Annotated in this window: 28 protein-coding genes; 15 read left to right on the plus strand and 13 right to left on the minus strand. The window is 71.6% G+C overall.

The window, feature by feature from the left end:
- Positions 1 to 116: 116 nt before the first annotated feature.
- On the plus strand, positions 117 to 491 hold the full coding sequence (locus tag GA0070612_RS19660; protein WP_088991623.1) for a cupin domain-containing protein: 375 nt from the start codon (positions 117 to 119) through the stop codon (positions 489 to 491).
- An 11-nt stretch (positions 492 to 502) separates the two neighbouring features.
- On the opposite strand, the gene GA0070612_RS19665 is transcribed toward GA0070612_RS19660, so the two are convergent.
- Entirely contained in the window at positions 503 to 967 is a 465-nt protein-coding gene (locus GA0070612_RS19665) for a MarR family winged helix-turn-helix transcriptional regulator (protein WP_088989242.1), read from the minus strand.
- Positions 968 to 1,063: 96 nt separating this feature from the next.
- Between GA0070612_RS19665 and GA0070612_RS19670 the strand changes: the two genes are divergently transcribed.
- From GA0070612_RS19670 to urtE, 6 genes are all read left to right on the plus strand, one after another.
- Positions 1,064 to 2,146, plus strand: a complete 1,083-nt coding sequence (locus GA0070612_RS19670; protein ID WP_088989243.1) for a substrate-binding domain-containing protein — start codon at positions 1,064 to 1,066, stop codon at positions 2,144 to 2,146.
- 433 nt (positions 2,147 to 2,579) lie between these two features.
- Positions 2,580 to 3,824 (plus strand): urea ABC transporter substrate-binding protein, encoded by a 1,245-nt coding sequence (urtA, locus tag GA0070612_RS19675; RefSeq protein WP_088989244.1) that lies wholly within the window; start codon positions 2,580 to 2,582, stop codon positions 3,822 to 3,824.
- 74 nt (positions 3,825 to 3,898) lie between these two features.
- Entirely contained in the window at positions 3,899 to 4,786 is an 888-nt protein-coding gene (gene urtB, locus GA0070612_RS19680) for an urea ABC transporter permease subunit UrtB (RefSeq protein WP_088989245.1), read from the plus strand.
- Entirely contained in the window at positions 4,783 to 5,967 is a 1,185-nt protein-coding gene (gene urtC / locus GA0070612_RS19685) for an urea ABC transporter permease subunit UrtC (protein ID WP_088989246.1), read from the plus strand. The genes urtB and urtC overlap by 4 nt, the downstream gene beginning before the upstream one ends.
- On the plus strand, positions 5,964 to 6,740 hold the full coding sequence (urtD, locus tag GA0070612_RS19690; RefSeq protein ID WP_088991624.1) for an urea ABC transporter ATP-binding protein UrtD: 777 nt from the start codon (positions 5,964 to 5,966) through the stop codon (positions 6,738 to 6,740). The genes urtC and urtD overlap by 4 nt, the downstream gene beginning before the upstream one ends.
- Positions 6,740 to 7,432 carry an urea ABC transporter ATP-binding subunit UrtE gene (gene urtE, locus GA0070612_RS19695; RefSeq protein ID WP_088989247.1) on the plus strand — a complete coding sequence of 231 codons (693 nt, stop codon included), beginning with the start codon at positions 6,740 to 6,742 and terminating at the stop codon, positions 7,430 to 7,432. Before urtD ends, urtE begins: the two co-directional genes overlap by 1 nt.
- 51 nt (positions 7,433 to 7,483) lie before the next feature.
- Here urtE and GA0070612_RS19700 read toward each other — a convergent pair whose 3' ends face one another.
- From GA0070612_RS19700 to trpB, 3 genes are read right to left on the minus strand one after another with little or no spacing between them, the layout of a single operon-like run.
- Complete coding sequence (locus GA0070612_RS19700) at positions 7,484 to 8,215, minus strand: GntR family transcriptional regulator (RefSeq protein WP_088989248.1); 732 nt, start codon at positions 8,213 to 8,215, stop codon at positions 7,484 to 7,486.
- A 55-nt stretch (positions 8,216 to 8,270) separates the two neighbouring features.
- A complete protein-coding gene (gene trpA / locus GA0070612_RS19705) occupies positions 8,271 to 8,993 on the minus strand; it encodes a tryptophan synthase subunit alpha (RefSeq protein WP_088989249.1) in 723 nt (240 codons plus the stop codon).
- Positions 8,990 to 10,168 carry a tryptophan synthase subunit beta gene (gene trpB / locus GA0070612_RS19710; protein ID WP_088989250.1) on the minus strand — a complete coding sequence of 393 codons (1,179 nt, stop codon included), beginning with the start codon at positions 10,166 to 10,168 and terminating at the stop codon, positions 8,990 to 8,992. The genes trpA and trpB overlap by 4 nt, the downstream gene beginning before the upstream one ends.
- A gap of 144 nt (positions 10,169 to 10,312) precedes the next feature.
- Here trpB and GA0070612_RS19715 point away from each other — a divergent pair, with 144 nt between their 5' ends.
- Entirely contained in the window at positions 10,313 to 10,783 is a 471-nt protein-coding gene (locus GA0070612_RS19715; protein ID WP_088989251.1) for a molybdenum cofactor biosysynthesis protein, read from the plus strand.
- A gap of 79 nt (positions 10,784 to 10,862) precedes the next feature.
- On the opposite strand, the gene GA0070612_RS19720 is transcribed toward GA0070612_RS19715, so the two are convergent.
- The 4 genes from GA0070612_RS19720 to GA0070612_RS19735 all read right to left on the minus strand — a co-directional run bounded on the left by GA0070612_RS19720 (position 10,863) and on the right by GA0070612_RS19735 (position 13,180).
- A complete protein-coding gene (locus tag GA0070612_RS19720) occupies positions 10,863 to 11,240 on the minus strand; it encodes a nuclear transport factor 2 family protein (RefSeq protein ID WP_088989252.1) in 378 nt (125 codons plus the stop codon).
- Between the two features lie 105 nt (positions 11,241 to 11,345).
- Positions 11,346 to 11,765: an ATP-binding protein gene (locus GA0070612_RS19725; RefSeq protein WP_088991625.1), complete on the minus strand. Its 420-nt coding sequence runs from the start codon at positions 11,763 to 11,765 to the stop codon at positions 11,346 to 11,348.
- Positions 11,766 to 11,979: 214 nt separating this feature from the next.
- Positions 11,980 to 12,816, minus strand: a complete 837-nt coding sequence (locus GA0070612_RS19730; protein ID WP_088989253.1) for an oxidoreductase — start codon at positions 12,814 to 12,816, stop codon at positions 11,980 to 11,982.
- Positions 12,817 to 12,847: 31 nt separating this feature from the next.
- Positions 12,848 to 13,180: a nuclear transport factor 2 family protein gene (locus GA0070612_RS19735; protein ID WP_088991626.1), complete on the minus strand. Its 333-nt coding sequence runs from the start codon at positions 13,178 to 13,180 to the stop codon at positions 12,848 to 12,850.
- A 181-nt stretch (positions 13,181 to 13,361) separates the two neighbouring features.
- Between GA0070612_RS19735 and GA0070612_RS19740 the strand changes: the two genes are divergently transcribed.
- Positions 13,362 to 13,748, plus strand: a complete 387-nt coding sequence (locus GA0070612_RS19740; RefSeq protein WP_088989254.1) for a DUF2267 domain-containing protein — start codon at positions 13,362 to 13,364, stop codon at positions 13,746 to 13,748.
- A gap of 157 nt (positions 13,749 to 13,905) precedes the next feature.
- Here the strand turns inward: GA0070612_RS19740 and GA0070612_RS19745 are convergent, their stop codons facing one another.
- Positions 13,906 to 16,311: a ricin-type beta-trefoil lectin domain protein gene (locus tag GA0070612_RS19745; protein ID WP_088989255.1), complete on the minus strand. Its 2,406-nt coding sequence runs from the start codon at positions 16,309 to 16,311 to the stop codon at positions 13,906 to 13,908.
- A 305-nt stretch (positions 16,312 to 16,616) separates the two neighbouring features.
- Here GA0070612_RS19745 and GA0070612_RS19750 point away from each other — a divergent pair, with 305 nt between their 5' ends.
- Positions 16,617 to 17,435 (plus strand): nucleotidyltransferase, encoded by an 819-nt coding sequence (locus GA0070612_RS19750; RefSeq protein ID WP_088989256.1) that lies wholly within the window; start codon positions 16,617 to 16,619, stop codon positions 17,433 to 17,435.
- Here the strand turns inward: GA0070612_RS19750 and GA0070612_RS19755 are convergent.
- From GA0070612_RS19755 to GA0070612_RS19765, 3 genes are all read right to left on the minus strand, one after another.
- Entirely contained in the window at positions 17,392 to 18,786 is a 1,395-nt protein-coding gene (locus GA0070612_RS19755; RefSeq protein ID WP_088989257.1) for an FAD-dependent oxidoreductase, read from the minus strand. The genes GA0070612_RS19750 and GA0070612_RS19755 overlap by 44 nt on opposite strands.
- A gap of 240 nt (positions 18,787 to 19,026) precedes the next feature.
- The gene (locus GA0070612_RS19760; protein ID WP_088989258.1) at positions 19,027 to 20,700 is read right to left on the minus strand and encodes a DivIVA domain-containing protein; all 1,674 of its coding nucleotides are present in this window, start codon (positions 20,698 to 20,700) and stop codon (positions 19,027 to 19,029) included.
- Between the two features lie 242 nt (positions 20,701 to 20,942).
- A complete protein-coding gene (locus GA0070612_RS19765; RefSeq protein WP_231924260.1) occupies positions 20,943 to 22,517 on the minus strand; it encodes a bifunctional NAD(P)/FAD-dependent oxidoreductase/class I SAM-dependent methyltransferase in 1,575 nt (524 codons plus the stop codon).
- 74 nt (positions 22,518 to 22,591) lie between these two features.
- Here GA0070612_RS19765 and GA0070612_RS19770 point away from each other — a divergent pair, with 74 nt between their 5' ends.
- Together GA0070612_RS19770 and GA0070612_RS19775 are read left to right on the plus strand one after the other, a co-directional pair.
- Positions 22,592 to 23,188, plus strand: a complete 597-nt coding sequence (locus GA0070612_RS19770) for a helix-turn-helix domain-containing protein (RefSeq protein WP_088989260.1) — start codon at positions 22,592 to 22,594, stop codon at positions 23,186 to 23,188.
- Positions 23,189 to 23,292: 104 nt separating this feature from the next.
- The gene (locus GA0070612_RS19775) at positions 23,293 to 24,132 is read left to right on the plus strand and encodes an alpha/beta hydrolase (RefSeq protein ID WP_088989261.1); all 840 of its coding nucleotides are present in this window, start codon (positions 23,293 to 23,295) and stop codon (positions 24,130 to 24,132) included.
- 43 nt (positions 24,133 to 24,175) lie between these two features.
- Here the strand turns inward: GA0070612_RS19775 and GA0070612_RS19780 are convergent, their stop codons facing one another.
- Positions 24,176 to 24,391: a winged helix-turn-helix domain-containing protein gene (locus GA0070612_RS19780; protein ID WP_231924261.1), complete on the minus strand. Its 216-nt coding sequence runs from the start codon at positions 24,389 to 24,391 to the stop codon at positions 24,176 to 24,178.
- Between the two features lie 438 nt (positions 24,392 to 24,829).
- Here GA0070612_RS19780 and GA0070612_RS32935 point away from each other — a divergent pair, with 438 nt between their 5' ends.
- The 3 genes from GA0070612_RS32935 (at position 24,830) to GA0070612_RS19795 (ending at position 26,644) form a co-directional block, all read left to right on the plus strand.
- Complete coding sequence (locus GA0070612_RS32935) at positions 24,830 to 25,048, plus strand: flavin reductase (protein WP_088989264.1); 219 nt, start codon at positions 24,830 to 24,832, stop codon at positions 25,046 to 25,048.
- Positions 25,045 to 25,218 (plus strand): hypothetical protein, encoded by a 174-nt coding sequence (locus GA0070612_RS31910; RefSeq protein WP_167393651.1) that lies wholly within the window; start codon positions 25,045 to 25,047, stop codon positions 25,216 to 25,218. Before GA0070612_RS32935 ends, GA0070612_RS31910 begins: the two co-directional genes overlap by 4 nt.
- A 442-nt stretch (positions 25,219 to 25,660) precedes the next feature.
- Positions 25,661 to 26,644 (plus strand): zinc-dependent alcohol dehydrogenase, encoded by a 984-nt coding sequence (locus GA0070612_RS19795; protein ID WP_088991627.1) that lies wholly within the window; start codon positions 25,661 to 25,663, stop codon positions 26,642 to 26,644.
- Position 26,645: the final 1 nt, after the last annotated feature.

Here is a 26,645-nt window from a genome sequence, read left to right on the forward strand (position 1 = left end):
ACGGCGGTCCCGGGCCCTCGATGTTCGGCATCCTCGCCCGAACCGGGACCGCCGCCCCATATGGTCGAGAACACCCGCGACTGTCGGTCGCGCGCGACGGTGCACAGGAGGCCGTGATGAGTGGAAGTGATCGACCCGAGGGCATCAGTCCGACGGCGGTGGAGGGAGCGCCGGGGCTGTGGCGCGTCGACCTGCAGAGGCACGACCTCAGCATTCCCGGGCGTGAGGTCGTGCAGAGCCGGGTGGAGTTCACGCCGGACTCGCCACCGTTCAAGCACTTCCACCCGGGCGAGGAGATCATCTGCGTGCTCCAGGGATCGCTGGAGTACACGCTCGAGGGTCAGCCACCAGTGGTGTGCAACGTGGGTGACGCCCTCACCGTGCCGTACGGGGTTCACCACCAGGCGAGGAACGTCGGCGACGGTGTCGCCGTCGAGCTGGCCACGTACGTCGTGGAGAAGGGCAAGCCGCTGCTCACCAAGGTCGAGTGAGGCGGCGCGGGTCAGCGGCGTGAGCCCGTCACGCCCGCGCGGTCGCCACGACGCGCCGGGTCGAGGCGGTCGACCAGGTCGTCAAGTCGCTCGACCAGGCCGGCGTCCGTCGGGATGCCCAGCTCGGCCAGGCTCGCCCGGACCCGCTGGTCGAGGCGTTCGTGCTCACGTCGGCCGCGCGCCGTCAGGTACGCGCGGATCCGTCGACGGTCCAGTGGGTCGATCCGGCGGAAGACGAGGTTGCGGTCGACGAGGTGGTCGACCAGTTTGGTGAGGGTGCCCGGAGGCAGCGACGCCTCGGCGGACACCTCGCTCATCGGGTGACCCTGGCCGTCGGCGAGGAGGCAGAGCACCCGCCACGCCTCGATGGTCAACGCGTCGTCGGCCAGCACGGCGCCCAGCCGGCGGGAGAGCAGCCGTTCGGCGCGGGTGAGCGAGCGCAGCAGGTCGGCTGGCGCCCCGGGCACGTCTGACATGCGACTCCCTGGTGCGGTGGCCCCGCCATGGTACCGAGTCGTCCCGGTCCGTGGTGAGCTCTGGCCTTCGGTCGTGGGTCGGGCAATCATGTGCTCATGTCCGCTCCGGCACCGCCGTGGCTGACCGTCGACAGTGCCGTGGTCAGCATCGCGCTGGTCTACCCCATGCGCGGGCCGGGCGGGATGTTCGGCCCCACCTGCGAACTGTGCGCGCAGCTCGCGGTGGAGGAGATCAACAGCTGTGGCGGGGTGCTGGGTCGTGAGCTGCGGCTGGTGCCGGTCGACGGTGGCGCGCCTCCGGCCGAGGTGGCCGCCGAGGTCGAGGCGTTGGTGTCGGTGGGGGCCGTGCAGGGGGTGACGGGGTGGCACATCTCGTCGGTGCGCCAGGCGCTGGCGCCCCGCGTCGCGCACCGGGTGCCGTATGTCTACACCGCACTCTACGAGGGCGGTGAGCGTACCGAAGGGGTCTTCCTGACCAGCGAGACGCCGGACGCCCAACTGTGGCCCGCGATGCGGCTGCTCGCGGGAGAGCAGCGGGTGCGTCGGTGGTTCGTGGTCGGCAACGACTACGTCTGGCCCCGCCGGACGGCACGGGCGGCGGCGCGGTACGCGGTGCGCGGCGGCGGGCAGGTGGTGGGCCGGCACTTCCTGCCGTTGGACGCGCACGACTTCGGCGAGGTGCTGCGGCGCATCGAGCACAGCGACGCGGACGCGGTGCTGATGCTGCTGGTCGGAGCGGACGCGGTGCGGTTCAACCGGGCGTTCGCCCGTTCCGGGTTGGACCAGCGCTGCCTGCGCCTGAGCACGCTGATGGACGAGAACATGCTGCTGGCCAGCGGTGCCGGCGCGACGCGTCGGTTGTACAGCACGGCGGGTTTCTTCGCCGGTCTGGTGACCCAGGAGAACCTGGACTTCCACGGCGACTTCGCCCGTCGCTTCGGGGTGGAGGCGCCGCCGCTGGGCAGCCTGGGGGAGTCGTGCTACGAGGGCGTGATGCTGCTCGCCGCGCTGATCGGCCAGGCCCGCACCCTCGACGTCCGGGCCATCGAGACGGCAGCGGACACGGTCGCGTACCACGGGCCGCGCGGGCGGTTGCAGCTGCGCGGTCGGCACGTACGTCAGCGCATCTATCTGGCCGAGGCCGACGGGCTCGACTTCACGGTGCTCGCCCAGCTCTGAGCCGCCGCGCCGGGAGCGGCCCGGTCCGGGTCGGCCGGACCCTTGACAGCCGCACCCGACCCGGACCTAAGATACTTCCTGCGTGAAGGATCTGCCCTCGGGGTCGGATTCCGCCAATGCGCGTCCCCGGTCGGTGAAATCGTCTCCCGACCTTTCTGGTGACTCCTTTTCTCAGCCTCTCTGAACGGCCGTAACCGTTTCTCCGACGGTGCCGGCCGTTTTTCGGTGTGCGCCCGTCCGGCAGCGCGGAAACAGTCAATTAAGGACCGGGAAACACTCGCGCAATGATGCCGGTCGACGCTTTCGGTGCCCATATCCGAGTCGATGCCCCGGGCCGACGTCCACCCGTCAGCCCGGCATCGCCCACGTCAGCTCCACCGGACCGCACCGACCGTCCTTTCGCCACTTCCTCAGTGCACCGCAGGGAGAGTAGATGTCACTGTTCCCCGGCCGCCGCATCCTGGCGGGTGCCATGACCCTTGTCGCCGCGGCCGCGTTGACCGCGTGCGGCAGTAAGACCGACGACGCGGCCAACGCGGCCGGCGTCACCGCCGACGTCTCCGGCGACACCGTCAAGGTGGGCCTGCTCAACTCGCTCTCCGGCACCATGGCGATCAGCGAGGTCACCGTCCGCGACTCCATCATGCTCGCCGTCGAGGAGATCAACGCGGCCGGCGGCGTCCTCGGCAGGAAGGTCCAGCCGGTCGGTGAGGACGGCGCCTCCGACTGGCCCACCTTCGCCGAGAAGGCCGAGAAGCTCATCTCCGAGGACCGGGTCGCCGCCGTCTTCGGCTGCTGGACGTCGGCCAGCCGCAAGGCCGTCAAGCCGGTGTTCGAGAAGAACAAGGCACTGCTGTTCTACCCCGTGCAGTACGAGGGGCTCGAACAGTCCCCCTACATCTTCTACACCGGAGCGACGACCAACCAGCAGATCGTTCCCGGGCTCGACTACCTGAAGGCGCAGGGTGTCACATCGGTCTATCTGGTCGGCAGTGACTACGTCTTCCCCCGTACCGCCAACAAAATCATCAAGGCGTACGCGACGGCGAACGGGATGACAGTTCTCGGCGAGGACTACGCGCCGCTCGGATCCACCGAGTTCGGCACCATCGTCAACAAGGTCAAGTCGTCCGGGGCAGCCGCCGTGTTCAACACGCTCAACGGCGACAGCAACGTCGCGTTCTTCAAGGAGTACAAGTCCGCCGGCCTGACCGCCGCCACCATGCCCGTGGTGTCGGTGTCGATCGCCGAGGAGGAGGTCAAGGGCATCGGCACCCAGTACCTGGAGGGTCAGCTGACCGCCTGGAACTACTACCAGACCACCCCCGGGGCGGCGAACTCGACGTTCGTGGCCGCGTACAAGGCGAAGTACGGCGCGGACAAGCCCACCAGCGACCCGATGGAGGCCGCGTACGTCGCCGTGCACCTGTGGAAGGCCATGGTCGAGAAGGCCGGCGCCTTCGACGTGGAGAAGGTCCGCGCCGCCTCCGACGGGATCACCTTCGACGCGCCGGAGGGCCTGGTCACGGTGGACGGCAAGACCCAGCACATCGCCAAGACCGCCCGGATCGGCAAGATCGGCGCGGACGGTCTGATCACCGAGGTGTGGAACTCCGGCAAGCCTGTCGTACCGGACCCGTACCTCAAGACCTATCCGTGGGCGAGCGGCCTGAGCTGACGACGCCGGCCCGGGTGGGGCGCGTCGCCGCGCGCCCCACCCGGGCCACCCGACCAGCAGTTCGGAGACCCACAGTGACAGTCCTCTTCGGTCAACTCTTCACCGGTATCAGCATCGGCGCGGTGCTGCTGCTCATCGCGCTCGGCCTCGCACTGACCTTCGGCCAGATGAACGTGATCAACATGGCGCACGGTGAGTTCATCATGGCCGGCGCGTACACCACCTACGTCCTCCAGCAGAGCATCACCGGGGCCGGCTGGTCCCTGGTGGTCGCGCTGCCGGTGGCGTTCGTGGTCGCCGGCACCATGGGCGCGCTCCTGGAGCTGCTGCTCATCCGCCGGCTGTACGCCCGACCGCTGGACACCCTGCTGGTCACCTGGGGCGTGTCGCTGATGCTGCAACAGCTGGCCCGGGACATCTTCGGCAGCCCGAACGTGCAGACCCGCGCGCCCGAGCTGCTGACCGGCAACGTGGCGCTCCCCGGTGGGCTGACCATCGCCAACAACCGGCTGTTCATCCTGGCCCTCGCGGTGGCCGCCGTCGCGGCCCTCACCCTGGGACTGCGGCTCACCCCGCTCGGGCGTCGCATCCGCGCGGTGGTGCAGAACCGGGACCTCGCCGCGGTGTCCGGCATCGCCACCTCCCGGGTCGACCGGACGACCTTCTTCGTCGGGTCCGGGCTGGCCGGGCTCGCCGGGGTGGCGCTGACCCTGCTCGGCCCGATCGGCCCGACGATGGGCACCAACCTGATCATCGATGCCTTCCTGGTGGTCGTGGTCGGCGGGATCGGCCAGCTCAAGGGCAGCGTGATCGTCGCCTTCGCCCTCGGCGTCCTGCAGGCCACCGGGGAGTACCTCACCACCCTCAGCGTCGCCAAGGTGATCGTGTTCGTGGCGATCGTCGCGTTCCTCCAGTGGCGGCCACAGGGCCTGTTCACCCTGCGGACCAGGAGCCTCGCATGACCGCCGTCACCCCCGCGCCGCCCAGCACCGCCGTCCGCCCCGCGCCCGCCGGCGCCGCACCACCGCACCCGCCGCGACAGCGGTCGCGGCTGCGCGCGGCGGCCGGCTTCGCGTTCGGCGCGGCCCTGCTGTTCGCCGTCGCACCCCTGGTGCTGTCGGACTTCCGGCTGTCCCTGCTCGCCAAGTACCTCTGCGTCGCCATGGTCGCCGTCGGCATCGGGATCGCCTGGGGCCGGGGCGGCATGCTCACCCTCGGCCAGGGCGTCTTCTTCGGCCTCGGCGGCTACGCGATGGCCATGCACCTCAAGCTCGCCGACGCGGGCCCGGGCGGGATGCCCGACTTCATGCAGCTGTACGGGCAACTCGACGAACTGCCGCTGTGGTGGCGACCGTTCGCCAGCCCGTGGTTCGCGCTGCCCGCGACGGTGCTGCTGCCGATGGCGGTCGCCTTCGGATTGGGCTCGCTGGTCTTCCGCCGCCGCGTCCGGGGCGCGTACTTCGCCATCCTCAGTCAGGCACTCGCCGCCGCGATGGTGATCCTGCTGATCGGCCAGCAGGGCACCACCGGTGGCACCAACGGCCTCACCGACATCAAGGGCTTCTTCGGGTACGACCTGGACGACCCGGTCAACCAGCGGATGGTCTACTTCGTCATCGCCGGCACCCTGTTGGCGTTGCTCGCGCTGGCCCGTCAGCTCATCCACAGCCGGTACGGCGAACTGCTGGTGGCGGTCCGCGACGCCGAGGAACGGGTCCGCTTCCTCGGCTACGACCCGGCGTCGGTCAAACTCGTGGCGTACGTGGTCGCGGCCGGGATGGCCGGGCTGGCCGGAGCGCTGTTCGTGCCGGCCGTGGGCATCATCTCGCCCGCGTTGATCGGGATCGTCCCGTCGATCGAGTTCGTCATCGGCGTCGCGGTGGGCGGCCGGGCCACCCTGCTCGGCCCGGTGCTCGGCGCGGTGGCGGTGGCGTGGGCGCGTACCGCCCTGTCGGAACGGTTCCCGGGCACCTGGACGTACCTCCAGGGGCTGCTCTTCGTGGTCGTGGTGGCGTTCCTTCCCGGCGGCCTGGCGTCGCTGTGGGCGCTGGCCCGCCGCCGCGACGGCAGCGGGACACCAGCGCGGCGGTGGTGGTCGCCACCGCGCCGACGACGCGTCGAGCGGGAGGTGACGACGGCATGAGCGGTGAACGATTGGACGGGTTGTCCGTCCGTGACGTGCGGGTCAGCTTCGACGGTTTCACCGCCGTGGACGGCGTGTCCCTGGAGGTGCCCGCCGGTGACATCCGGTTCCTGATCGGGCCGAACGGGGCCGGCAAGACCACCCTCGTGGACGCGATCACCGGCCTGGTCCGGGCCACCGGCTCGGTCCGGTTCGGCGCCGACGAGCTGTTGGGCCGCCCGGTGCACCGGATCAGTCGCCTGGGCATCGGACGGACGTTCCAGACGTCGGCGGTCTTCGAGGAGCTGTCGGTGGTGCAGAACCTCGACATCGCGGCGGGCGCCCGGCGCGGCTGGGCGACCCTGGCCCGCCGTCGGCGGGGTGTCCCCGACGACGTGGCCGCCGCGCTGGAGACCATCGGGCTGGTCGACCGGGCCGACCACCTCGCCGGGACGCTCGCGCACGGCCAGAAGCAGTGGCTGGAGATCGGGATGCTGCTGGTGCAGGACGCGCGGCTGCTGCTGCTCGACGAGCCGGTCGCCGGCATGAGCCACGAGGAACGCGACGCCACCGGAACGCTGCTGGAGACGGTGAGCCGGGACCGCACCGTGGTCGTGATCGAGCACGACATGGACTTCCTCCGCCGGTTCGCGCGCAGCGTCACGGTGCTGCACGCCGGACGGGTGCTCAGCGAGGGCACCGTGGCGCAGGTCCAGGCGGATCCGCGCGTGCAGGAGGTCTACCTCGGCCACCCGGTCGACGCCGGGTCGGCCCCCACCGGCCGGGAGGCATGATGCTGACGTTGCGTGCGGTGCACGCCGGGTACGGGCGCAGTCGGGTGCTGCACGGCGTCGACCTGGCCGTCCCGCCGGACGGGGTCGCCGCGGTGCTCGGGCACAACGGCGCCGGGAAGAGCACCCTGCTGCGGGTCGCCGCCGGGCTGCTGCGCCCGAGCGCCGGCACCGTCGAGCTGGACGGTGAGGACGTCACCCGCCTCGGGCCGCACGAGCGGGTGGCCCGGGGGATGGCGTACGTCCCGCAGGGCCAGCAGTGCTTCCCGCACCTGACCGCCGCGGAGAACCTGCGGCTGGTCGCCGACGGTCGGCGCGACGGCGCGGTGGCCACCGCCGAGGTGCTGGACCTGTTCCCGGCGCTGCGTCCGCTGCTGCGGCGGCGGGCCGGGCTGCTCTCCGGAGGTCAGCGTCAGCAACTGGCCATCGCCCGTGCCCTGATCACCCGGCCGAGACTGCTCATGCTTGACGAGCCGACCGAGGGCATCCAACCGTCGGTGGTCGCGGAGATCCAGGAACGGATCGTCGAGCTGACCCGGCAGTCCGGGTTCAGTGTGCTGCTCGTCGAGCAGCACCTGGGTTTCGCGCTGCGCGTGGCGGACCGCTACCAGGTGCTGGAGTCCGGCCGGGTCACCTCGCACGGCGACGGGGGTGTCACGGCGGAACGGGAGGTCCGGGCAGCGCTGGCCGTGTGAGTCGCCACCGGAGCCGACCGCCGACATCCGCGCGGGCACCGGCCGACGCGGCTAGACCGCTCCGTAATGGAGAGACAGCCCGGTGGCGGCCCGGTCGGCGGTGATCTGCAGCATGCTGCCCAGCATCGTCGCCCGGTCCGTCACCAGGGCCGTCCCGTCGGGCGCGTACGTGATCCGGTCGCTGATGAGCACCGGCGCTCTCTCGGCCTCGTCCAGATGCCGGGCCACGTCCGCGCTCAACACCTCCGGCCGGATCGTCTCCGCCGCCCGGGCCACCATCACCCCCAGGTCGGCCAGGGCCGCGTACAACGACGTGCCGGTGAAGTCCACGTCGTGCAACCGGCTCGCGTGCGGCTCGCGTACCCAGGAGATCTGGTGAATGGCGCGGCGGCCCGCGAACGCGCGGACCCGCTCGAGACGCAGGGCCGTCTCATCCTCGCGGACCCGCAACCGGGCCGCGACGCGCGAGGGCACGCGGCGCAGCGAGCGGGAGATCACCGTGGTGTGGACCTCGTGGCCCTGCTCGCGCAGGTCGTCGCCGAAGCTCCGCAGAGATCCCAACTGGTACGCCGCAGGGGACGGTGCGACGTAGGTGCCCTTGCCGGGCTTCTGGACGATCAACCCTTCGGCGCTCAGTTCGCCCAGGGCCTGCCGCAGCGTCATCAGGGTGACGCCGTACGCCGTGCTCAGCTCGCGTTGCGGGGGCAGTGCCTCGCCCGGCGCGTACCGACCCTCGCGGATCCTGGCGGCGAGGTCGGCGGCGATGGCCCGATAGCGTGCCACTGGTCTGCCTCCCGATGCGTCGACTGTCGCTCCCGTCGTCGACGGCCACCGCCGATCATCGCACGGAGGCCCCCCGCGACAGCTCGGCCCGCAGCGCCGCCACGAAGGCCCCGACCTCGGCCGGACCCGCCCCGTCGAGGATGCGCCGCATCACGGCCGCGCCGACGATGACCCCGTCGGCGACCGTCGCCGCCTCGCCCGCCTGCTCCGGGGTGGAGATCCCGAAGCCCACCAGCACGGGGAGGTCCGTGACCTGCTTGAGCCGGGCGGCCAGCGTGACGGCCGACGGTGCGAGCCGATCGCGTTCGCCGGTCGTCCCCATGATCGAGACGGCGTACACGAAACCCTGGCTGCGCCGACCGATCTCGGCGAGCCGGTCGTCCGGTGTGGCGGGCGAGGCGAGCAGGCTGACCTGCACGCCCGGCACGGCCAGTCCGTCCAGCTCGTCGAGGGGCAGGTCGGGCACGATCAGCCCGGTTACCCCGGCCGTCGTGAGCGCGTCGCCGAAGCCCGGCCGCAGCGCGATGTTGGCGTACGTGCTGGCGACGAGGGGGATTCCGACCCGCGCCTCGGCGAGGTCGTGCAGGACCGAGGTGGGGGTCGCGCCCCGGGCGAGCGCCGCGTCCGAGGCCTCCTGGATGGTGGGACCGTCGACAGTGGGATCCGAGAACGGCAACCCGACCTCGATCAGGTCGGCTCCCGCGTCCTCGAAGGCGTCGAGGAACGCGGTCCAGCCCGGTACGACACCGCCGGTGATGTAGGGCATCAGCAGCTTCATCCGAGATCCGCCTCCGCGATCAGGGTGGTCACGTCCTTGTCGCCGCGTCCGGAGAGGGTGACGAGCACCGTCGAGCCGCTGGGCAGCTCCGGGGTGCCGGCGGCGCGAACGACCCAGGCCACCGCGTGGGCCGACTCGATGGCGGGCAGTACGCCCTCCGCCCGCGCCAGGCGGACCGCGGCGCCGACCGCCTCCCCGTCGGAGACGGTGACGTAGCGGGCGCGTCCCAGATCGCGCAGGTACGCGTGTTCGGGGCCGACGCCGGGGTAGTCCAGCCCGGCCGCGATCGAGTGCGCCTCCCTGATCTGCCCGTGCTCGTCCTGGAGGAACAGCGACTGGAAGCCGTGCAGGACGCCGACCTCCCCGTTCGCCGCGCCGGAGCCGCCCTCGGCCTCCACCCCGACGAGCTTCGCCGACGTCTCGACGAAACCGGCGAAGGTGCCCGCCGCGTTGCTGCCGCCACCGACGCAGGCGACCACGTAGTCCGGCGTGGCGGTGGGCAGTTCGGCGGCGCACTGCCGCCGGGCCTCGTCACCGATGACGCGCTGGAACTCGCGGACCATCGTGGGATAGGGGTGTGGACCGATCACCGAGCCCACGCAGTAGTACGCCTCGTCGACGTCCGTCACCCAGTGGCGCAGCGCCTCGCTGGTGGCGTCCTTCAGCGTGCGGCTGCCGGTGGTCACCGCAACGACCTCGGCGCCCAGCAGCCGCATCCGGAAGAGGTTGTGCGCCTGGCGTTCCATGTCGCGTTCGCCCATGAACACCGTCACCGGCAACCCCAGCAGGGCGCCGGCCGTGGCCGTCGCGACGCCGTGCATGCCCGCTCCGGTCTCGGCGATCAGCCGCGTACGCCCCATGCGCCGGGCCAGCAACGCCTGGCCGAGCACGTTGTTGATTTTGTGTGACCCGGTGTGGGTCAGGTCCTCCCGCTTGAGCAGGACCGTCACGCCGAGTTCGGCGGACAGTCGCCGCGCCGGCGTCAGCGGGGTCGGCCGTCCCACGTGCGCCGACAGCAGCGCGGCGAAGCCGCCGCGGAACCCGGGATCGGCCCGCGCCTGCGTGAAGGCCTCGGCGACCGCCTCGCAGGCGGGTATCAGGGATTCCGGCACGTACCGTCCGCCGTAGCTCCCGTACCGACCCACCGTCGCTGTCCGCACTGTTATAGAACTCATGACACTGTTATAGAACAGTGGTGGTCATTCTGGCAATGGCGGATCCTCCGCGACCCGACCCGACCCGACCCGACCCGAGCCGAGCCGAGCCGAGCCGAGCCGAGCCGACCCGGACGGTGCGGTTGGCTTCGTACAATTCCTGCCATGCCGGAGATCGTCGAGTTGCTGGCCTCGCCCGTGCACCGCTTCCTGGGCCGGCCCTCCGACGGCCCGGCGCCGGCACCGCCCGGCGAGCTGGTCGACGCGGTGCGGATCCGGGCCGGTCTCGGCATCGTCGGCGACCGCTACTTCGGCCAGCAGGCGCACCGCGACGCCAGCGTCACGGTCATCGCCCAGGAGTCGCTGCCGGCCGACATCGGCCTGGCCGAGGTCCGCCGCAACATCCTCACCACCGGGATAGCCGTGGACGAGTTGATCGGCAGGGTGCTGGTGCTGGACTCCGGAGACGGCCCGGTCAGCCTGCGGGTCAACCGGGCGGCCCGACCCTGCGCCTGGATGGACGTCACCGTCGGACCGGGCACGTGGAAGGCCCTGCGCAGCACCGGCGGCGTCCGCTGCACCCCACTCAACGACGGCACCCTGCGCGTCGGGCCGATCGAGGCCGTCGTCACCTGACGGGCTGGCCGCGCTCGACGAGCTGGGGGTGACGGCCCGGCTGTCCGAGCAGGTGAGCCGGCCGCTGGTGGGACCGACGTCAGACCGGGCTGATGTGCGCGGCGAGGACCCGCCAGCCGTGCGGGTCGTCGTGGATCCAGGTGCGGGTGTAGCGGAGGCGAGCCGCGAACGGCGCACCGTCGACGGTCCCGGCCACCCGACCCAGGAAGAACGTCACCCCGGTCGTCCCGACGACGAGGAGGTTCAGCTCCTCCTCGACCAGCTCCTGCACCACCGAGCGGCGCTCCCGGTGGGCCGCCAGGTCATCCTGCTTGGTGTACGTACGCCCGTCCGGGCCGACGCAGATCAGCTGGTCGACGAGCAGCTGGTCGAGGGCGTCGGCGTCGCCGGCCCGCTGGGCGGCCTGCAGGGTGCGCTCGGCGTCGAGCAGCTCTGCCTCGCGTGCGCTGTCCGGCATCGTGGCGTCCTCCCGGATCGGGCCGACCCGGTTCCACCGTCGGGCCGGTCTGTCCGCATTGTGGCAGCTCCCCTCGCCGAGAAGGGCATGGATCGCCGCCGGCGTTCACAGGGCCAGGCGAATCCGTACGACGGTCTCCCTGGCCCTGGTGAGCACGGCGACGTCGTCGCAGATCTGCTCCACGATCGCCAGCCCACGACCCCGTACCGCGTCGGTGGCCGGCATGCTGCGCCCGAACGTCCGCGTCGGGCCCTGGTCGACGACGTCGCAGAACAGGTGGCCCGACTCGGCCCAGAGCAGGACCCGGCCGCCGCCGGTGGTGTGCTGCAACGTGTTGGAGGCCAGCTCGCTGACCGCCAGCGTCAGCACCTCCACCCGGTCCGGTGGTAGCCCTCGGGCCAACGCGGCGGCGCTGACGAACGCGCGAAGGGCCCGCACGTCGGTCGCCACCTGGTAGGTCATGGTGTCCGTGAACGGGGCGGGGGCGCTCTGCGCGATCACGGTGTCCCGTCGTTCGGCCGGCATCAGCCCCCCGGTCGCGGGTCGCCGGTCGGCGTCACCACGATCGGGCCGGTCGCCGTGGACGTGCGAGCCCCGAAGTGCGCCATCGGACAGCAGCAACCCTTCCCGTGCCGGAGCCGTTGTCGCCACATCATGTCATCCGCGGCGCCGTGCCCGTTCGTCCGTTCGGCGGTCGATCACCTGCGGGCCGGTCCGAACCACGTCGTCGGTCCGGTACTCAGGGGGCCGCGTCGAAGGCGACGGACTCGCTCACCTCCCGCCACCGCGCGTCGGACGCCGCGAGGGCCTCGGCGGCTGCCGAGGCGCCCGCCACCGCGTCGGTGCCGAGCAGCAACCGCAGGGGCGGGTCGTCGACGGTGGTGATCCGGATGATCGCCTGGGCGGCGCGTGCCGGGTCGCCCGGCTGACGGCCGCTGCCCTCACGCAGTCGCTGCACGGCCGGGTCGATGACCGGGCGGTACGGTTCGCTGATCGGCAGCTCACTCATCGACGAGCCGGCCCAGTCGGTGCGCAGCCCGCCCGGCTCGACGCTGGTGACCCGGATTCCGAACGGCGCGACCTCCCTGGCGAGCACTCCGGAGAAACCGCTGACCGCCCACTTGGCGGCCTGGTATGCCCCCAGGCCGATGCTGGCGACCCGGCTGCCGACGCTGGAGATCTGCACGATGTGCCCCCGACCCTGCTCCCGCATCGTCGGCAGTGCGGCGCGGGTCAGGTTGACCACCCCGTAGAAGTTCGCGTCGATCTGCGCTCGGAAGTCCTCCTCCGAGATGTCCTCGATCGCGGCGACGTCGGCGTACCCGGCGTTGTTCACCAGGACGTCCAGGCGTCCGAACCCGTCCACGGCGGTGCGGACCGCGTCGCGGGCGGCGGCCGGGTCGGTGACGTCGAGGGCTATCGGCCGGACCCGGTCGCCGTACTGGTCGCTGAGGGCATTCAGCTGGCTGGGGTTGCGCGCGGTGGCGACCAGGTGGTCGCCGTCGGCCAGCACGGCCTCGGCGAGGGCCCGGCCGAGACCTCGGGTGCAACCGGTGATGAGCCATACTCGCGGCACGTCGCTTCTCCCGTCGGGTGAAATCCTGCGGCTACGGGCGGATGTCCAGGGCGCCGATCAGGCCGTCGCGCAGTGTGAACCGGTACCGCAGCTCGACCGGGCTGCCGGGGAAGTCGCCGGAGACCCGGGTGAGAGCCAGGTAGGAGTCACCCGCCTGCGATGTCACCCGGACCGGCTCGGCGGTGTACGAGTAGGCGTCCATCGTCTTCTGCCGCCACGCGCGGATCGAGGCTCGCCCGTCGTACAGCCGGTCCTCGTCGGCGACACTCGCGGTGTCCGCGAAGCAGGCGACGAAGGCGTCCAGATCCCGGTCGTTGACGGCCCGGAAGTACCTGTCGATCACCTCGGGCAGGTCGAGGGCCATCTGCTCCTCCTGCGGCACGGGCCGCCGTCGGGCAGCCGTCGGGTTCCCGGTCCGACCTCACCGTACGAGACGTGAACCGCGCCGCGCGGAGCAATCGGCAGAAGGCATCCCGCTTCCGCTGCCGGGTTTGCTGCCGGTGGGCCCGGGTAGCCACGCCTTTCCGAAGGCGAAGGGCGGGGGCATGGCCGAGCTGGCGTTCGTCGACAAGGTTGCGGCACGGGCGGGTCTTCCGCCGGAGCAGGCGCGCCCGCTCACCGAGGCGGTCCTGCGGACCCTCACCGAGCGGCTCAGCGGCGGCGAGGCGGGCGCGTTGGCCCCCCACCTGGCCGACGAGTTGAGCCCGTTGCTGGTGAAGGCCGCCGAGCCACCCGAGACGTTCGGCTACGACGAGTTCCTGAGCCGGGTCGCCGACCGCGCCGGAATCGACCGCCCGGCCGCCGAGCGGGGCACCCGGGCGGTGCTCCAGACGATGCACCGGGTGGTGGGGCACCGGGAGTTCGAGGATGCCCTGGCCCAACTCCCGGCGGACCTGCGGGCACTGGCGCAGCCGCTGCCGCACGGCCCCTGACCGACGCGCCTGATGCGTCGGTGACCGTCCCGGGCCACCTCGTCGGTGCCCGGGGGAAACGGGCCGGTGCTGTTCCGCTGAGCGGAGATCTTGGCGCGGGGTGGACGGGCGGGGCGTGGCCGGACCCGGCGGTCAGACCACGCCCCGTCGTCCGAGGTCAGCCGGTTACCCCGCTACCGACCACCCACTTCTGGTGGGCGCTGCCCGCGTACGTGCCGAGCTGGATCTGGGTGCCGTCGCCGGTGTTACCGCCGGCGGCCTCCATGATCTTGCCGGACTGCGGATTGCGGATCGACCCGTCGCTCTGCGGCTCCCAGACCTGCGCGCCGGTGCCGTTGCAGGTCCAGAGCTGGATCTTCGTGCCGTTCGCGGTACCGGCGTTGTCCACGTCCAGGCACTTGCCCAGCACCCGGTACGTGTTGCCGACCCGCGTCCAGGACTGGGCGGCGGTGCCGTTGCAGGTCCAGAGCTGGATCTTCGTGCCGTCGGCGAAACCGGAGTTGTCGACGTCCAGACACTTGCCGCCGACGCCGGTGATGGTGCCGCCGGTGGGTGGTGGCGGACTGCCCGGGATGGAGTTGAGCGTGTACCACGCCTCCGTGCTCCACAGTGACTGGCCGCTGGTGGAGGTGAACGGGCGCGGCGAGCGCAGGTGCACCACCCGACCGGCCTTACGACCCGCCACCACGAGGCTGACCTTCTTCCCGTCCGCCGACAGGGTGGCCGAGGTGACGGTCAACGTCTCCTCGTCGACCTTCGGCCCGCCGTAGGCCGCCGTCGCCACGTACCGCCATTGCTTGATCTTGTAGTGCGACGCCAGTTCGGCGGCGGTTGCCGCCGAGACGGGCTGGGTGTACTCCACCTCGAAGCCGGTGGTGGTGGCGCGCATGGCGAGCATCTCGAACGTCGTGGTGCTGTTCGGGGTGAGTTTCTGCAGGCCGTACGCCAGCTTGCCGGTCTGACCCCAGTTGCCGCCGGCGCCGAGCCCGCCGACGTAGATCGCGCCGTCCGGGCCGATGTTGACCTCGGAGACGCCCGCCTCCAGGCCCTGGGTGAGTCGGAACAGGGCGCCCTGGTACTCGCCGTTGACCTTCTCCACGGTGGCACGCTGCAGGCCGCCGTACGTCACGTCGCCGATGACGAACTGCCCGGCGTAGCGGCCGCTGGTCAGGTACAGCGGGGTGCTGGGGGAGTTCGCGATCTCGTTCTGCGGCATCCACAGCACCGGCGGGGTGACCAGGGCCCTGTCGAACGGGCCGGCCGGGTTCGTGTAGTGGTTGAAGAACCGGCCCTGCTTGATGTGCACGAGCTTTGACGAGGGCAGCCAACCGCCCTGGTTGTCGGTGACGAAGATGCCGCCCTCCGGGCCCCAGCCGATGCCGTGCGGGGTACGCAGACCGCCGGCGACGTAGCTGATCGCGCCGGTGTCCTTGTTGACCTTGAGGGTGGTGCCCCGGTTGCCGGCGGGCTGCGGGTTGGTGGTGGCGCCGCCGGAGTTGATCGACACTGACAGGTTCAGGTAGAAGAACCCGTCGGCGTAGAGCAGGCCGAAGGCGAACTCGTGGAAGTTGCCCCCGTACGGCCAGGTGGCGACTGTCTCCAGGCGTTCGACCACCTCGTCGCCGCCGGTGTTCACCAGTCGGGTGAGCCGCTGCTTCTCGGTCACGTAGACCACCCCGTCGACGACCTTCAGCCCCATCGGCTCCTTCAGGCCGCCGGCGATCTTCTTGGTGGTCACCGCGCCCGCGGTGGTCGCGCCGCCGGTGTTGCCGAGGATCCAGACCTCACCGTCCTGGGAGGTGCCGGACTGGTCGCTGCCACCCCAGGTGGAGACGACAAGTCGGCCGTCGGCCAGCCAGTCCATCCCGGTGACCTTCGGCTGGAACCCGCTGGGCCGCAGGTTGGTCAGCGTGTACCCGGGGTGCACCCCGGTTAGCGGCAGGCCGTCGCCGGGAGTGTCGGCGACGCCCTCGCACTCCTTGCGGCCCGGCGCGGTCACCCGCACCACGCCGGCGTCGGTGCTCAGCGCCGAGTTCGGTACGACCACGAAGGACGACGAGCCGGGCGTCTTCCACTCCAGGGTGATCTGCTGCCCGCCTCCTCGTTCGAAGTGGTCGATGCGCAGCGGGTGCAGCCCGGCGGTGAGGGTGACGGTGCCCTCCTTGGGCGGGGTCGCGCCGTGCAACCCGTCGTGGTTGATCACCACCGTGTTGTCGATGGCCAGCTTGGACCCGTCGTCGCTGCTGAGCCGGAACGTGTAGCTGCCGGCCTGGGTGGTGGTGATGGTGCCGAGCACCTGCGAGACGAAGTTGTCCTCGAAGCCGAAGTCGGCGGCCGAAGTCCAGTTGATCGTGGACATCAGCTTGTCCACGTTGGGGGTCTGCGCCGGCTTGAGGGTGCAGATCTCGGAGAGTGGCACCTGCACGTCGAAGACGCGCAGTGTGACGCCCGGTTCCTGGGCGGGTGCGGCGGCGGCCGGAGCGGCCCAGGAACCGGCGGTGAGGACGAGCGCGAGCGTACCGAGGGCGGGGGTGCGGAGTCGGCGTAGCAGGGGTGTGCCCATCGTTCCTCCAGGAGGCGGTGGAGTGTCCGGCGGCCGGGCGAGGATCAGCGGTGAGGGGAGGCCGTCGGGCCCGGCGCCGTAACGTCCTCGACGCCGACGAGTGACGTTGCGGAAACACCGGGTGGTGGATCGAGACATTAAGGTGCTTCGATCAAAGTGTCCATGTCTTCGCCTCGATTCATCAAAAGTTGCCGATGTGCGTGCGAAAGTTCGTGGTGGTTGACACGGGATGTCCGCATCCGGTGCCTCCGTCGCGGGCTGGACCCGGCGTCGGGCCGCTGCCGTCCGCGCGCCAGGATGGGCGCGTGGACTCCGACCTCCAGCGCTACCTTGACGACCTGGTCGCCGCCGCCCGGGAGGTGCTCGGGGCCGACCTCATCGGCGCGTACGCCGCCGGCTCGGTCGGGCTCGGCGCCTACCAACCCGGCCGCAGCGACGTGGACGTGGCGCTGGTCAGCGCCGGGCCGCTCGCCCGGGCGACCGGACGGGAGCTGGTGGCGCGGCTGCGACACGAGGCGCTGCCCTGCCCGGCACGGGGACTGGAGCTGGTGGTCTACGACCGGGCGGTGGCCGCGTCCGGAACACCGGAGCCCGGGTTCGAGGTCGAACTGAACACCGGCGCCGCCATGCCGTTCCGGTGCACCCTCGACCCGGCCGACCGACCGGCCGCCGACGGACGCTTCTGGTACGGGTTGGACCGCAGCATCCTGCACCAGAGCGGTCTGCCGCTGCTCGGCCCGCCGGCCGGGGAGGTCTTCGCCGACCTCACGGCGGCCGACCTGCGTCGGCTGCTCGTCGAGGCGCTGTCCTGGTGGCTCGCCCTGCCGACCCCACCGGACGACCGGCCCGCGCCCGGCACCGAGGACGCGGTGCTCGGCGCCTGCCGATCGCTGGTGCGGCACCGCGACGGCGTATGGCTCGCCAAGGTCGCGGCCGGTCGACGGCTGGTCGACGCCGGTGACCGGGCCGAGGTGATCCACCGCGCGATCGCCGCACGCCACGGCGGGCCGCCACCGACCGGCGCGCAGGCCCGCGCCTTCCAGCAACGGGTACGCGACGAGATCGCCGGACAGCCGGTGGTCAGCGGACCGGGCGGGACTGCAACGAGGCGAAGAGCAGGTTGAGACCCTCGGTCATCGTCGGATGGGTGATGACCGCGTCGCGCAGAGCGGTCCACGGCATCCCGGCGAGCATGGCCAGCTGCACCGACGTGATCACCTCGCCGGACTCGGGGCCGAGCAGCGCCGCACCGAGAATCCGGTCGGTGCCGGTGTCGACGACCGCCTTCCACATGCCCTGGGTCTGCCGCAGGGTGCGTGCCCGGGGGATCGCGGCGACCGGTAGGCGGGCGACCTCGACGTCGTACCCGGCGCGACGCGCCTCGGTCTCGGTGAGCCCAACCCGGGCCAGCTCCGGGGTGGTGAAGACGGTGTACGGGACGAGCCGGTCGGCGGTGCTGCGCTGTCCACCCGCGAGGTTCGCCCGGATGATCCGGTAGTCGTCCAACGAGACGTGGGTGAACTGCGGGCTGCCGGCGACGTCTCCGGCCGCCCAGGTGCGCTCGGCGGTGGTGCGCAGGTGTTCGTCGACCTCCACGAAGCCCCGCTCGCTGAGGCGTACACTGGCCACGTCCAGGTCGAGGGAGTCGGTGACCGGTTCCCGGCCGGCGGCCACCAGCACGTCGTCCCCGGTCACCAGGCTGCCGTCGTCGAGCGTCACCCGGATCGTGCCGTCGACGTCCCGGTCGACCCGCGCCACCGCGACACCCACCCGGACGTCGATGCCGTCGTCGACGAAGACCCGCATCACCGCGTCACTGACGTCGGGATCCTCGCGGGTGAGCAGCCGCGGCCCGCCCTCGACCAGCGTCACCGCGCTGCCGAACGACGCGAACATCTGCGCGAACTCCACCCCGACGGTGCCGCCGCCGAGCACCACCAGCCGGGCCGGGAGCCGGGTCAGGCGCAGCAGGGTGTCGCTGGTCAGCACCCCCGCCTCGACCATCCCGGGGACCGAGGGCAGGTGCGGACGCGTACCCGTGTTGATCACCACGTCCGCGCCGCGCAGCAGCCGCTCGCCACCGTCGGCGAGCGACACCCGCACCGTCCGGGGGCCGACGAACCGGGCCTCGCCGATGACCAGGTGCAGGCCGGAGTCGAGGAACTGCTGCCGGTTGGCGGCCACCATCCCCTCGACCACGTCCTGCTTGTGGGCCCGCAGCAGATCGACGTCGACCTGGCCGCCCTGCACCACCAGGCCGAGCGCGCCCGCGTCGCGCAGGTGGCGGGCCGCCCGGGCGCTGGTCACCAGCGCCTTCGTCGGGATGCACGCGACGTTGATGCAGCTGCCGCCGATCATGCCGCGTTCGACCATCGCGACCCGCTGCCCGGAGCGGGCGACGTCCATGCTCAACGTCTTGCCGGCCTTACCGCCGCCCACGACGAGCAGGTCGAACTCCTCCGGTCGGTCGGTCACCGACTGCTCCTCTCGGCGGGCGGGCAGGCTGGCACACGCCGCTGGTACGCGACGGCTAGCCCAGCCTGCCAGCTCCGATGTGTGCGGCGACCCGGTTCTCCGCAGAATCCGCCCCGGCCACCACCCGTCCTTGATCAAGTGATGAAAAGAAGGTCTTCCGGCCCTTTCCGAGCTCCTTTTCATCACTTGATCACCGCTGGTCACCGGGGTGTCCGGGGCCCGGTCCCACCGCCGCGAAGGTCAGTGGCGGGCGGCGCCGTTCTCGCTGACCGGCTGTCCGAAGGCGAGGAACGGTACGGGCGTCGGCGCGTCCGTGCCGATGTGCCGGGGGAAGGTCGGCTCGGGGCGTACCTCCTGGGTCGCCGGGCGGTCCGCGGCCGGTTCGTCCGTCGGCTCCGACGCATCGACAGGTTCGCCGCTGGGCCGCTCGGTGGGCTCGGGTTCGGCCGCGACCTCATCGGAAGAGTGATCGGGGGAGTACGCCGATGCCTGGTCGTGGGACCGGTCGGCCGACGCCGGGTTGGCGCCCGCGTCCTGGTTGGTGGGCCGCTCCGCGACGACCGGCGGCACGCCGTTGCGCTCGACGGTGAGCCGCTCGACCTCCGCCCGCTCGACACCGGGTCGGTCGGTGCCGGACCGGGAGCCCACCATCGGGTACTCGGCGGTCTCCGTCCCGCCGGCAGCCGCGGCCATGACCGCGGCGGCGGCGAGGTCGGCCACCCGCTTCGCCTCCCGTTGCACCCGGGCGCGAACCTCCTTGGCGTGTCGCTCGGCGGAGTCACCGGCCCGTCGGGCCTCCTCCAACCGGGCGCTCTCGGCGGTGAGGTCCCGGCGGACCTCGCTGAGACGCTGCTGCATCCGCGACAGCTCGTCCTCCAGCGTCTCGCCCTCCTGGCGGATCTCGGCGAGCTGCTGACGGGCGGCGTCCAGCTCGGCGTTCAGCTCACTGGACTCCTGCTGGCGCTCCGCGATCTCCTGTTGGAGGGCGGTGAGCTGCTCCTGGTGGATGGCGGCCTGCTCGTCGGCGCGGTTACGCAGCTCGGTCACGTGCTGCTGCGCCTCGGCCAGCAGCGCGGCGATCTGCTGCTCGGTCGCGCTGCTCTGCTCGGCGAGTTCGCGTTCGGCGGCGGCCTGCTGCTCGGCGATGTCCCGTTCGGCGGCGGTCCGCCGTTCGTTGACCTCCCGCTCCACGCTGGCCTGCCACTGGGCCATCTCCTGCTGGTTCTTCGCCCGGGCCGACTGGAGTTCCTGCTGGATCTGGGTGCGGGCCGACTTCATCAGCGCGTCGGCGGCGACCCGGGTCTGGTTGAGCTGCTGAGCGCTCTGCTCGGTGATCCGCTTCGCCTCGTGCTGGGCGCGCTCGTGCGCCGCCTCACCGTCGGCGCGCAACTGCTCCGCGTGCTCGCGGATCGCTGTCAATTCGGCCTCGGCCAGCGTGCGCCGCTCCTCGTGCGCCTGCTCCTGCTCGGCCCGCCGGGTCGCCAACTCCTCGGCCAGGTCCTGACGTGCCTGCGCCGCGCGTTCCCTGGTGTCGGCGAGGATCTGCTCCGCCTCGCTGCGCAACTCGTTCGCGTGGTCGGTGGCCGACTCGGTGATCATGGTGGCCTGCTTGTCGGCGAGTGCCATGATCTCGGCGACCATCGGGCCCAGGTCGTGGATCGTCGCGCGGTCCACCTGCACCGGTTTCTCCTGGAGGTCGGCTAGTTCGGTCCGCAGGCGCTGCACCTCGGCGGTCAGCTCACGGACCCGGACGGCGGAGCGCCCGTGCTCGCCACTGAGCATCGCGATCTGGCTGTCGAGTTGCTCCAGGTGCCGATCCACCTGGCGTTTGTCGTAGCCGCGCAGGGTGACATCGAAGTCCGGCCGTGAGGCCGCATCGTCGCGCCCTGCGCGCGGCTCAGCGCCGATGGACATGCGCCATCCTCCGTACGATTGGGGGGCGTGAGGGTCGGCGGTTGCCTGCCCCGCGGGCCGTCAGTGTGGCGCAACGCTACCGCCGAGCCGACCTGATGCGAAGTCCCGCCCCACCACGTCTCACGTTGTCGCAGCGCGTCCCGCCCGCTCCCGCGCCGATCATGGATGTGTGGTGCCGGAAAGCTGTGGACTCACCACCTTTTGTCATCCCGGGCCACTCCATGATCGACGCAGGTCGCCGGCTATCGGCGGCGAGCCAGGAGGACCGCGTCGTGAATGGTCACGTCGTTGCCGTCCGGGTCGGTGGCCGGGCGGGGACGGGCCTCGGCCGTGAGCACCTTCCAGCGCGACGGGTCCAGGCCGGCGGCCACGTCCTGCGCGGTGTACATCATGTCCGGCATGTGCATCCGACGAGCCGTCGTCCACAGGTCCGACGGGTGGTGCCCGACGATCAGCAGAACGCCGCCGGGGGCCACCGACGCGGCCAACCGGTCGAACAACTCCCGCCGTTGCTCCGGCGGCAGGTGCATGAACTGCGCGGACACCAGGTCGTACGCCTCCTCGGCGGGCGGCTTGTCGCGCAGGTCGGCGTGCGTGAACTCGATCCGGTCGCCGACGCCGACGGTCTCGGCGTTGGCGGCGGCCCGGGTCAGCGCGGTGGCGGAGATGTCCACCGCCGTGACCTGCCAGCCGCGCTCCGCCAGCCACACCGCGTCGGCGCCCTCCCCGCTGCCCACGTCCAGCGCGCGCCCGGGGGCCAGGTCGGCGACCTCGGCGACCAGTTGCGGGTTCGGCCGGCCGCTCCACACCGCCGGTCGGGACTGGTAGCGCTCCTCCCACGCCGGCTCCTCGAACGCGGTGGCCACCACCTGCCGGTACTCGGCGACCGCGACACGGGTGTCCTCGGCGATCAGGTCGGCGTTGATCGCCGCCGCCGCGTTCAGGCCGGCCCCCGCGGACGTGATCACCTGAGCGCGGAGATCGGCCACGTTGCCCGCCACCCAGACACCCGGGACGGTCGTCGCGCCGGTGGCGTCGGCCGGGATCTGGGCACCGATCACGTGCTCACCCATCATCACCTCCTCCGGGGCCAGCCCCAGCCCCACCAGCAGCCCGGCGCGAGGGGTCAGCCGCGTCGCCACCACTACCGCGTCGAGCGCCACCACCCGGCCGTCGGCGAGCCGCACACCGCTCAGCGCGTCGTCGGTCACCTCGACCTCGGCGACCGGCCCCGGCACCACCGCGATGCCCCGGGCGGCGAGCCGCTCGGCGACCTCCGCGCCCGGTGCGGGGGAGCCGTGCAGCAGGAGCAGCACTGTGGGGCTCCACTGTCGCCACATCTCCGCCTGGTGCACTGCCAACGGTCCGGTCGCCAGGACGCCAATGCGCTGGTCCCGGACCTCCCAGCCGTGGCAGTACGGGCAGTGCAGCACGTCGCGACCCCACCGCTGCGCCAGGCCCGGCACGTCGGGCAGCTCGTCGGTCAGGCCGGTGGTCACCAGCAACCGCCGGGCCCGCACCGAATCCCCGCCGTCGAGGCTCAGCCGGAACCCGTCGTCGTCCCGGGTCGCGGCCTCCACCCGCCCGGTGCGGAACTGCCCGCCGTACCCGGCCACCTCGGCCCGACCGATTGCGAGCAGCTCGCCCGGCGGCGTCCCCTCCCGGCCCAGGTAGTTGTGGATCCGGTCGGCGGGCGCGTTGCGTGGCTCACCGGAGTCGACCACCAGCACCGACCGTCGGGCCCGGCTCAGCGCCAGGGCTCCGCTGAGCCCTGCGGCGCCGCCGCCCACCACCACCACGTCGTATGTCTCGTCCACTGGTCTCTCCTCTTGCTTGTCGTCTGGGACCACCATCCGTCGCCACCCGCTCGGTGGCAACTATCCTTGCCGGTATGGCAAAAGACGACGCCGTCGCGCTGGCCGGGGTCGGTCCCCGGCTGCGCGCCCTGCGCACCCGACGAGGGATCACGCTCACCCAGCTCGCCGACCTCACCGGCATCTCGGTGAGCACCCTGTCCCGGCTGGAGTCGGGTAACCGCCGGCCCACCCTGGAGCTGCTGCTCCCGCTGGCCCGGGCGTACCAGGTGGCGCTGGACGAGCTGGTCGACGCACCGGACACCGGCGACCCTCGGGTACGCCCCAAACCGATGGTCAGGCACGGCATCACGTTCCTGCCGCTGACCCGCCGACCGGGGGGTCTCCAGGCGTTCAAGGTGATCTTCCCGCCGGATGCCCCCACCGGCGATCGGAGCCAGCAGACCCACGAGGGGTACGAGTGGCTCTACGTTCTCTCCGGCCGGCTGCGTCTGCTCCTCGGCGAGAACGACCTGATCCTGACGTCGGGCGAGGTGGCCGAGTTCGACACCCGGGTGCCGCACCGCGTCCTCAACCCCGGCCCCGGCCCCGCCGAGGCCCTGATCCTGTTCGGGCCGCAGGGGGAGCGGCTGCACGTCCGGGCGCGACCGTCCGCGCCCGACGCAAGGCCTTGATCAACGCGGGTTCGCCGACATCGGGGTATCCGAGCCAGGACAACCCGACTTCGTCGATCTCGTGTCGGTCGACCGCAGCCCCGGACTGGTGCGAGGATGGGCCGATGACCGATGCGGCATCCCGGCGGTGGCCCGACCGGATCGAGCACCGCGACATCGTCGTCAACGAGGTCCCCGGCTTCCGCCCGCTGACGTTGGACATCGTCGTGCCGGTGGCGGCGTCCGGACCGGTCCCGGTCCTGGTGTGGATCCACGGCGGGGCGTGGCTGTTCGGCTCACCCAAGCAGCCACCGGAGTGGCTCATGGAGGCGGACCCGTTCACCGCCGCCATCGATGCCGGCTTCGCGGTGGCCTCCGCTCAGTACCGGCTCAGCGGGGAGGCGCCTTTTCCCGCCCAACTCGACGACGTCACGGCGGCGGTGCGCTGGCTGCGCCGACACGGCGGCGCGGTGGGCGTGGACGGCGAACGGATCGGGGTGTGGGGCGAGTCGGCCGGCGGACACCTGGCCTCCATGGTCGCGCTGCGGGGGAACGACCAGGACGACAACGTCGTGCAGGCGGCCGTCTGCTGGTACGCGCCGTCGAATTTCTCCACCATGCAGTCGCAGGCACATCCGTCCGGAACGATCGACCACGACGCGGCCGACTCGCCCGAGTCGCTGCTGATCGGCGCCCCGCTGGCCGACAACCCGGAGGTGGGCCGGGCGGCCAGTCCGATCACCTACGTCACCGAGCAGGCCCCACCGATGCTGCTGATCCACGGCGACCAGGACCGGGTCGTACCGGTAGGACAGAGCGAGGAACTCGCCGCAGCGTTGACCAAAGCGGGTGCCGAGGTCGAATTGTCGGTGGTGCGGGGGGCCGACCACTGCTTCGGCGGAGTGCCGCTGGAGCCGCTGATCCGCGACACCCTGGCGTTCTTCAGCCGGGTCCTGACCGCTTAAGGCGTGGAGTCGCGGGCCGCGACGGCTTGCTCTCCGAAGGGATCTACTCGGCGACGAAGACGCCAACGCCGGGAAGCGTCTCGGTCATCCCTTTGATGCGCAGCACCTGCATGGCACGATCGATCACCGGCTCGGTGACACCGTAGTGCTCGATCAACTCTCGCCGGCTGGGCAGCTTGGAGCCAGGCTGGAACTCGCCGGACTTGATGCGGTCGGCGAGGTCGTCGGCAATCTGCTCGTAGCGGTAACGCGGCGGCACGTGGCTCTCCTCGGTTGGCAACACGAGTAGACCACCTATGCCAGCTCTTGACTACCAACGGTACCTGTGGGAGGTTTCCGAGGAGGTCGATTCCCTCGGTTGGCGCTGTGGGCCGTCCTCGTCGGCGTGGATGTTCGGCGCGTCCCCCGCGTCCGGGCATCCACGCCCCCAGACTGCTCCGGCGCAAGGAGACGGCAGTGCACCCTTCTCAACAGGCGGGGCAGACCCTGACCCGAGCGGGCGAGGCGAGCCGGTGAGGCGAGTCTTGTACGACGAGTATTTGCTGGCGGTGGCACTGACTTTGGCTCGCCGGCACCGGGCCGTCTGGTCCTGGCGACACTGGCGGCGCGTCTGCCGCTGCGGAGGCGAGCTGCCATGTCGAAGCCGCCATCGCATTCCGATCAGCCGCGGTCATTGGCCCAGCCAGGACGGCCCGGAGTGACTACTCACAACCCGATCAAGCCAGCGTGGACGTGCGGCGGGTGTGCGGGAGAGTGGCCATGCCACACCCGTCGCCGAGAGCTGCGAGCCGAGTACGACCGTGCCCCGGTGTCACTGGCCCTCTACCTGGCCGCCCAACTGGTCGACGCCGCCCAGGATCTGGTCTACGTTCCCGCCGGCAACCTGTATCACCGCTTCCTCGGCTGGGCGCGATGAGCATCCTGCGGTCGGGTGACGAAAAGTTCCACTACAGCGACGGCTCGCACAGGTGGATCCCGCCGGACCCGGAGTACGACCAGGAGGTCTGGGACGAGCAGGTTCGCCAGCACAAGCACGGCCACCTCAGAAACGAGCGCCCGAAGATTCGCATCCAGCGCCTCGTTTGAAGTCAGCAGTACAGCGGCGAAGTGCAGCGCGAGGGCCGGACCGGTTCCCCTCCGGTCCGACCCTCGCGAACGGTCCGCGCTAGGCGCGGGTCCTGCGCTGCCGGACGATCAGCAGCAGAGTGGCGCCGAGGAGCACCGCCAGCACGCCAGCGCCCATCCATCCGCCGATCGGGAACGACTCACCGATCACCGGCCCGATGGCCTCGTCGACCGCCGCCCAGCACGGGATTGAGCCGGCATCACGCCCCCGTTGGTTCTGATGTGCCAGGGGAGCATATAGGGGCATAAGCACAGTTATGCCCATTTTGTCCGAAATGGAGATCAGTGGGGACGGCTTCGAACCGCGCACACCGTAGCGCCGTGTTTATGATCGACGACCCCGACCGGGGTGGAGACGCCGGACCGTCGGGTCCGGCCGGAGCAGGAGACGAGGTGTGCGACGGTGAACCGCGAGGCGTACGCCTGCTGGGTGCGCGAGCCCGGCGCGGCGGAGATCCGCCGGGTGACGCTGCCCGTCCCCGGGCCCGACGAGGTCCTGGTCCGAGCTCGCTACTCCGGCGTCAGCCGGGGCACCGAGACGTTGGTCTTCGCCGGCCGGGTGCCCCCCGACCAGTACGCCGCGATGCGCGCGCCCTTTCAGGACGGTGACTTCCCCGGCCCGGTGAAGTACGGCTACCTCAGTGTCGGCGTGGTCGAGCAGGGCCCCGCCGACCTGCTCGGTCGCACGGTGTTCTGCCTGCACCCGCACCAGAGCGCGTACGTCGTGCCGGCCACCGCCGTGGTGCCCGTGCCGGACAGCGTGCCTCCCGCCCGGGCGGTGCTCGCCGGCACTGTGGAGACCGCCGTCAACGCGCTGTGGGACGCCGCGCCGCTGATCGGCGACCGCGTCACCGTCATCGGTGCGGGCATGGTGGGCTGCTGTGTCGCCGCGCTGCTCGCCCGGTACCCGGGCGTGGACGTCCAGCTGGTCGACACCGACGCCCGTCGGGCCGGGGTGGCCGGCGCGCTCGGCGTCGAGTTCGCCCAACCGGCCGACGCGCGCGGCGACCGTGACCTCGTCGTGCACGCCAGCGCCACCGGCGCCGGCCTGCAACGGTCGCTGGACCTGCTCGCGCCGGAGGGCACAGTGGTCGAGCTGAGCTGGTACGGCGACCGCCCGGTGCAGGTGTCGCTGGGTGGGTCGTTCCACTCGGGCCGGCTGACCGTACGCAGCAGTCAGGTCGGCATGGTCGCGCCCGCCCGGCGGGGACGACGCAGCTACGCCGACCGGCTGGCGCTGGCCCTGGACCTGCTCGACGACCCGGCCTTCGACGCCCTGATCACCGGGGCGTCCCGGTTCACGGAGCTGCCCGACGTGCTTGCCCGACTGAGCACGGGCGACCTGCCCGCGCTCTGCCACCTCATCACCTACGACGACGGGGAGTGAC

This window comes from Micromonospora chokoriensis, from assembly GCF_900091505.1.
GTDB lineage: Bacteria > Actinomycetota > Actinomycetes > Mycobacteriales > Micromonosporaceae > Micromonospora > Micromonospora chokoriensis.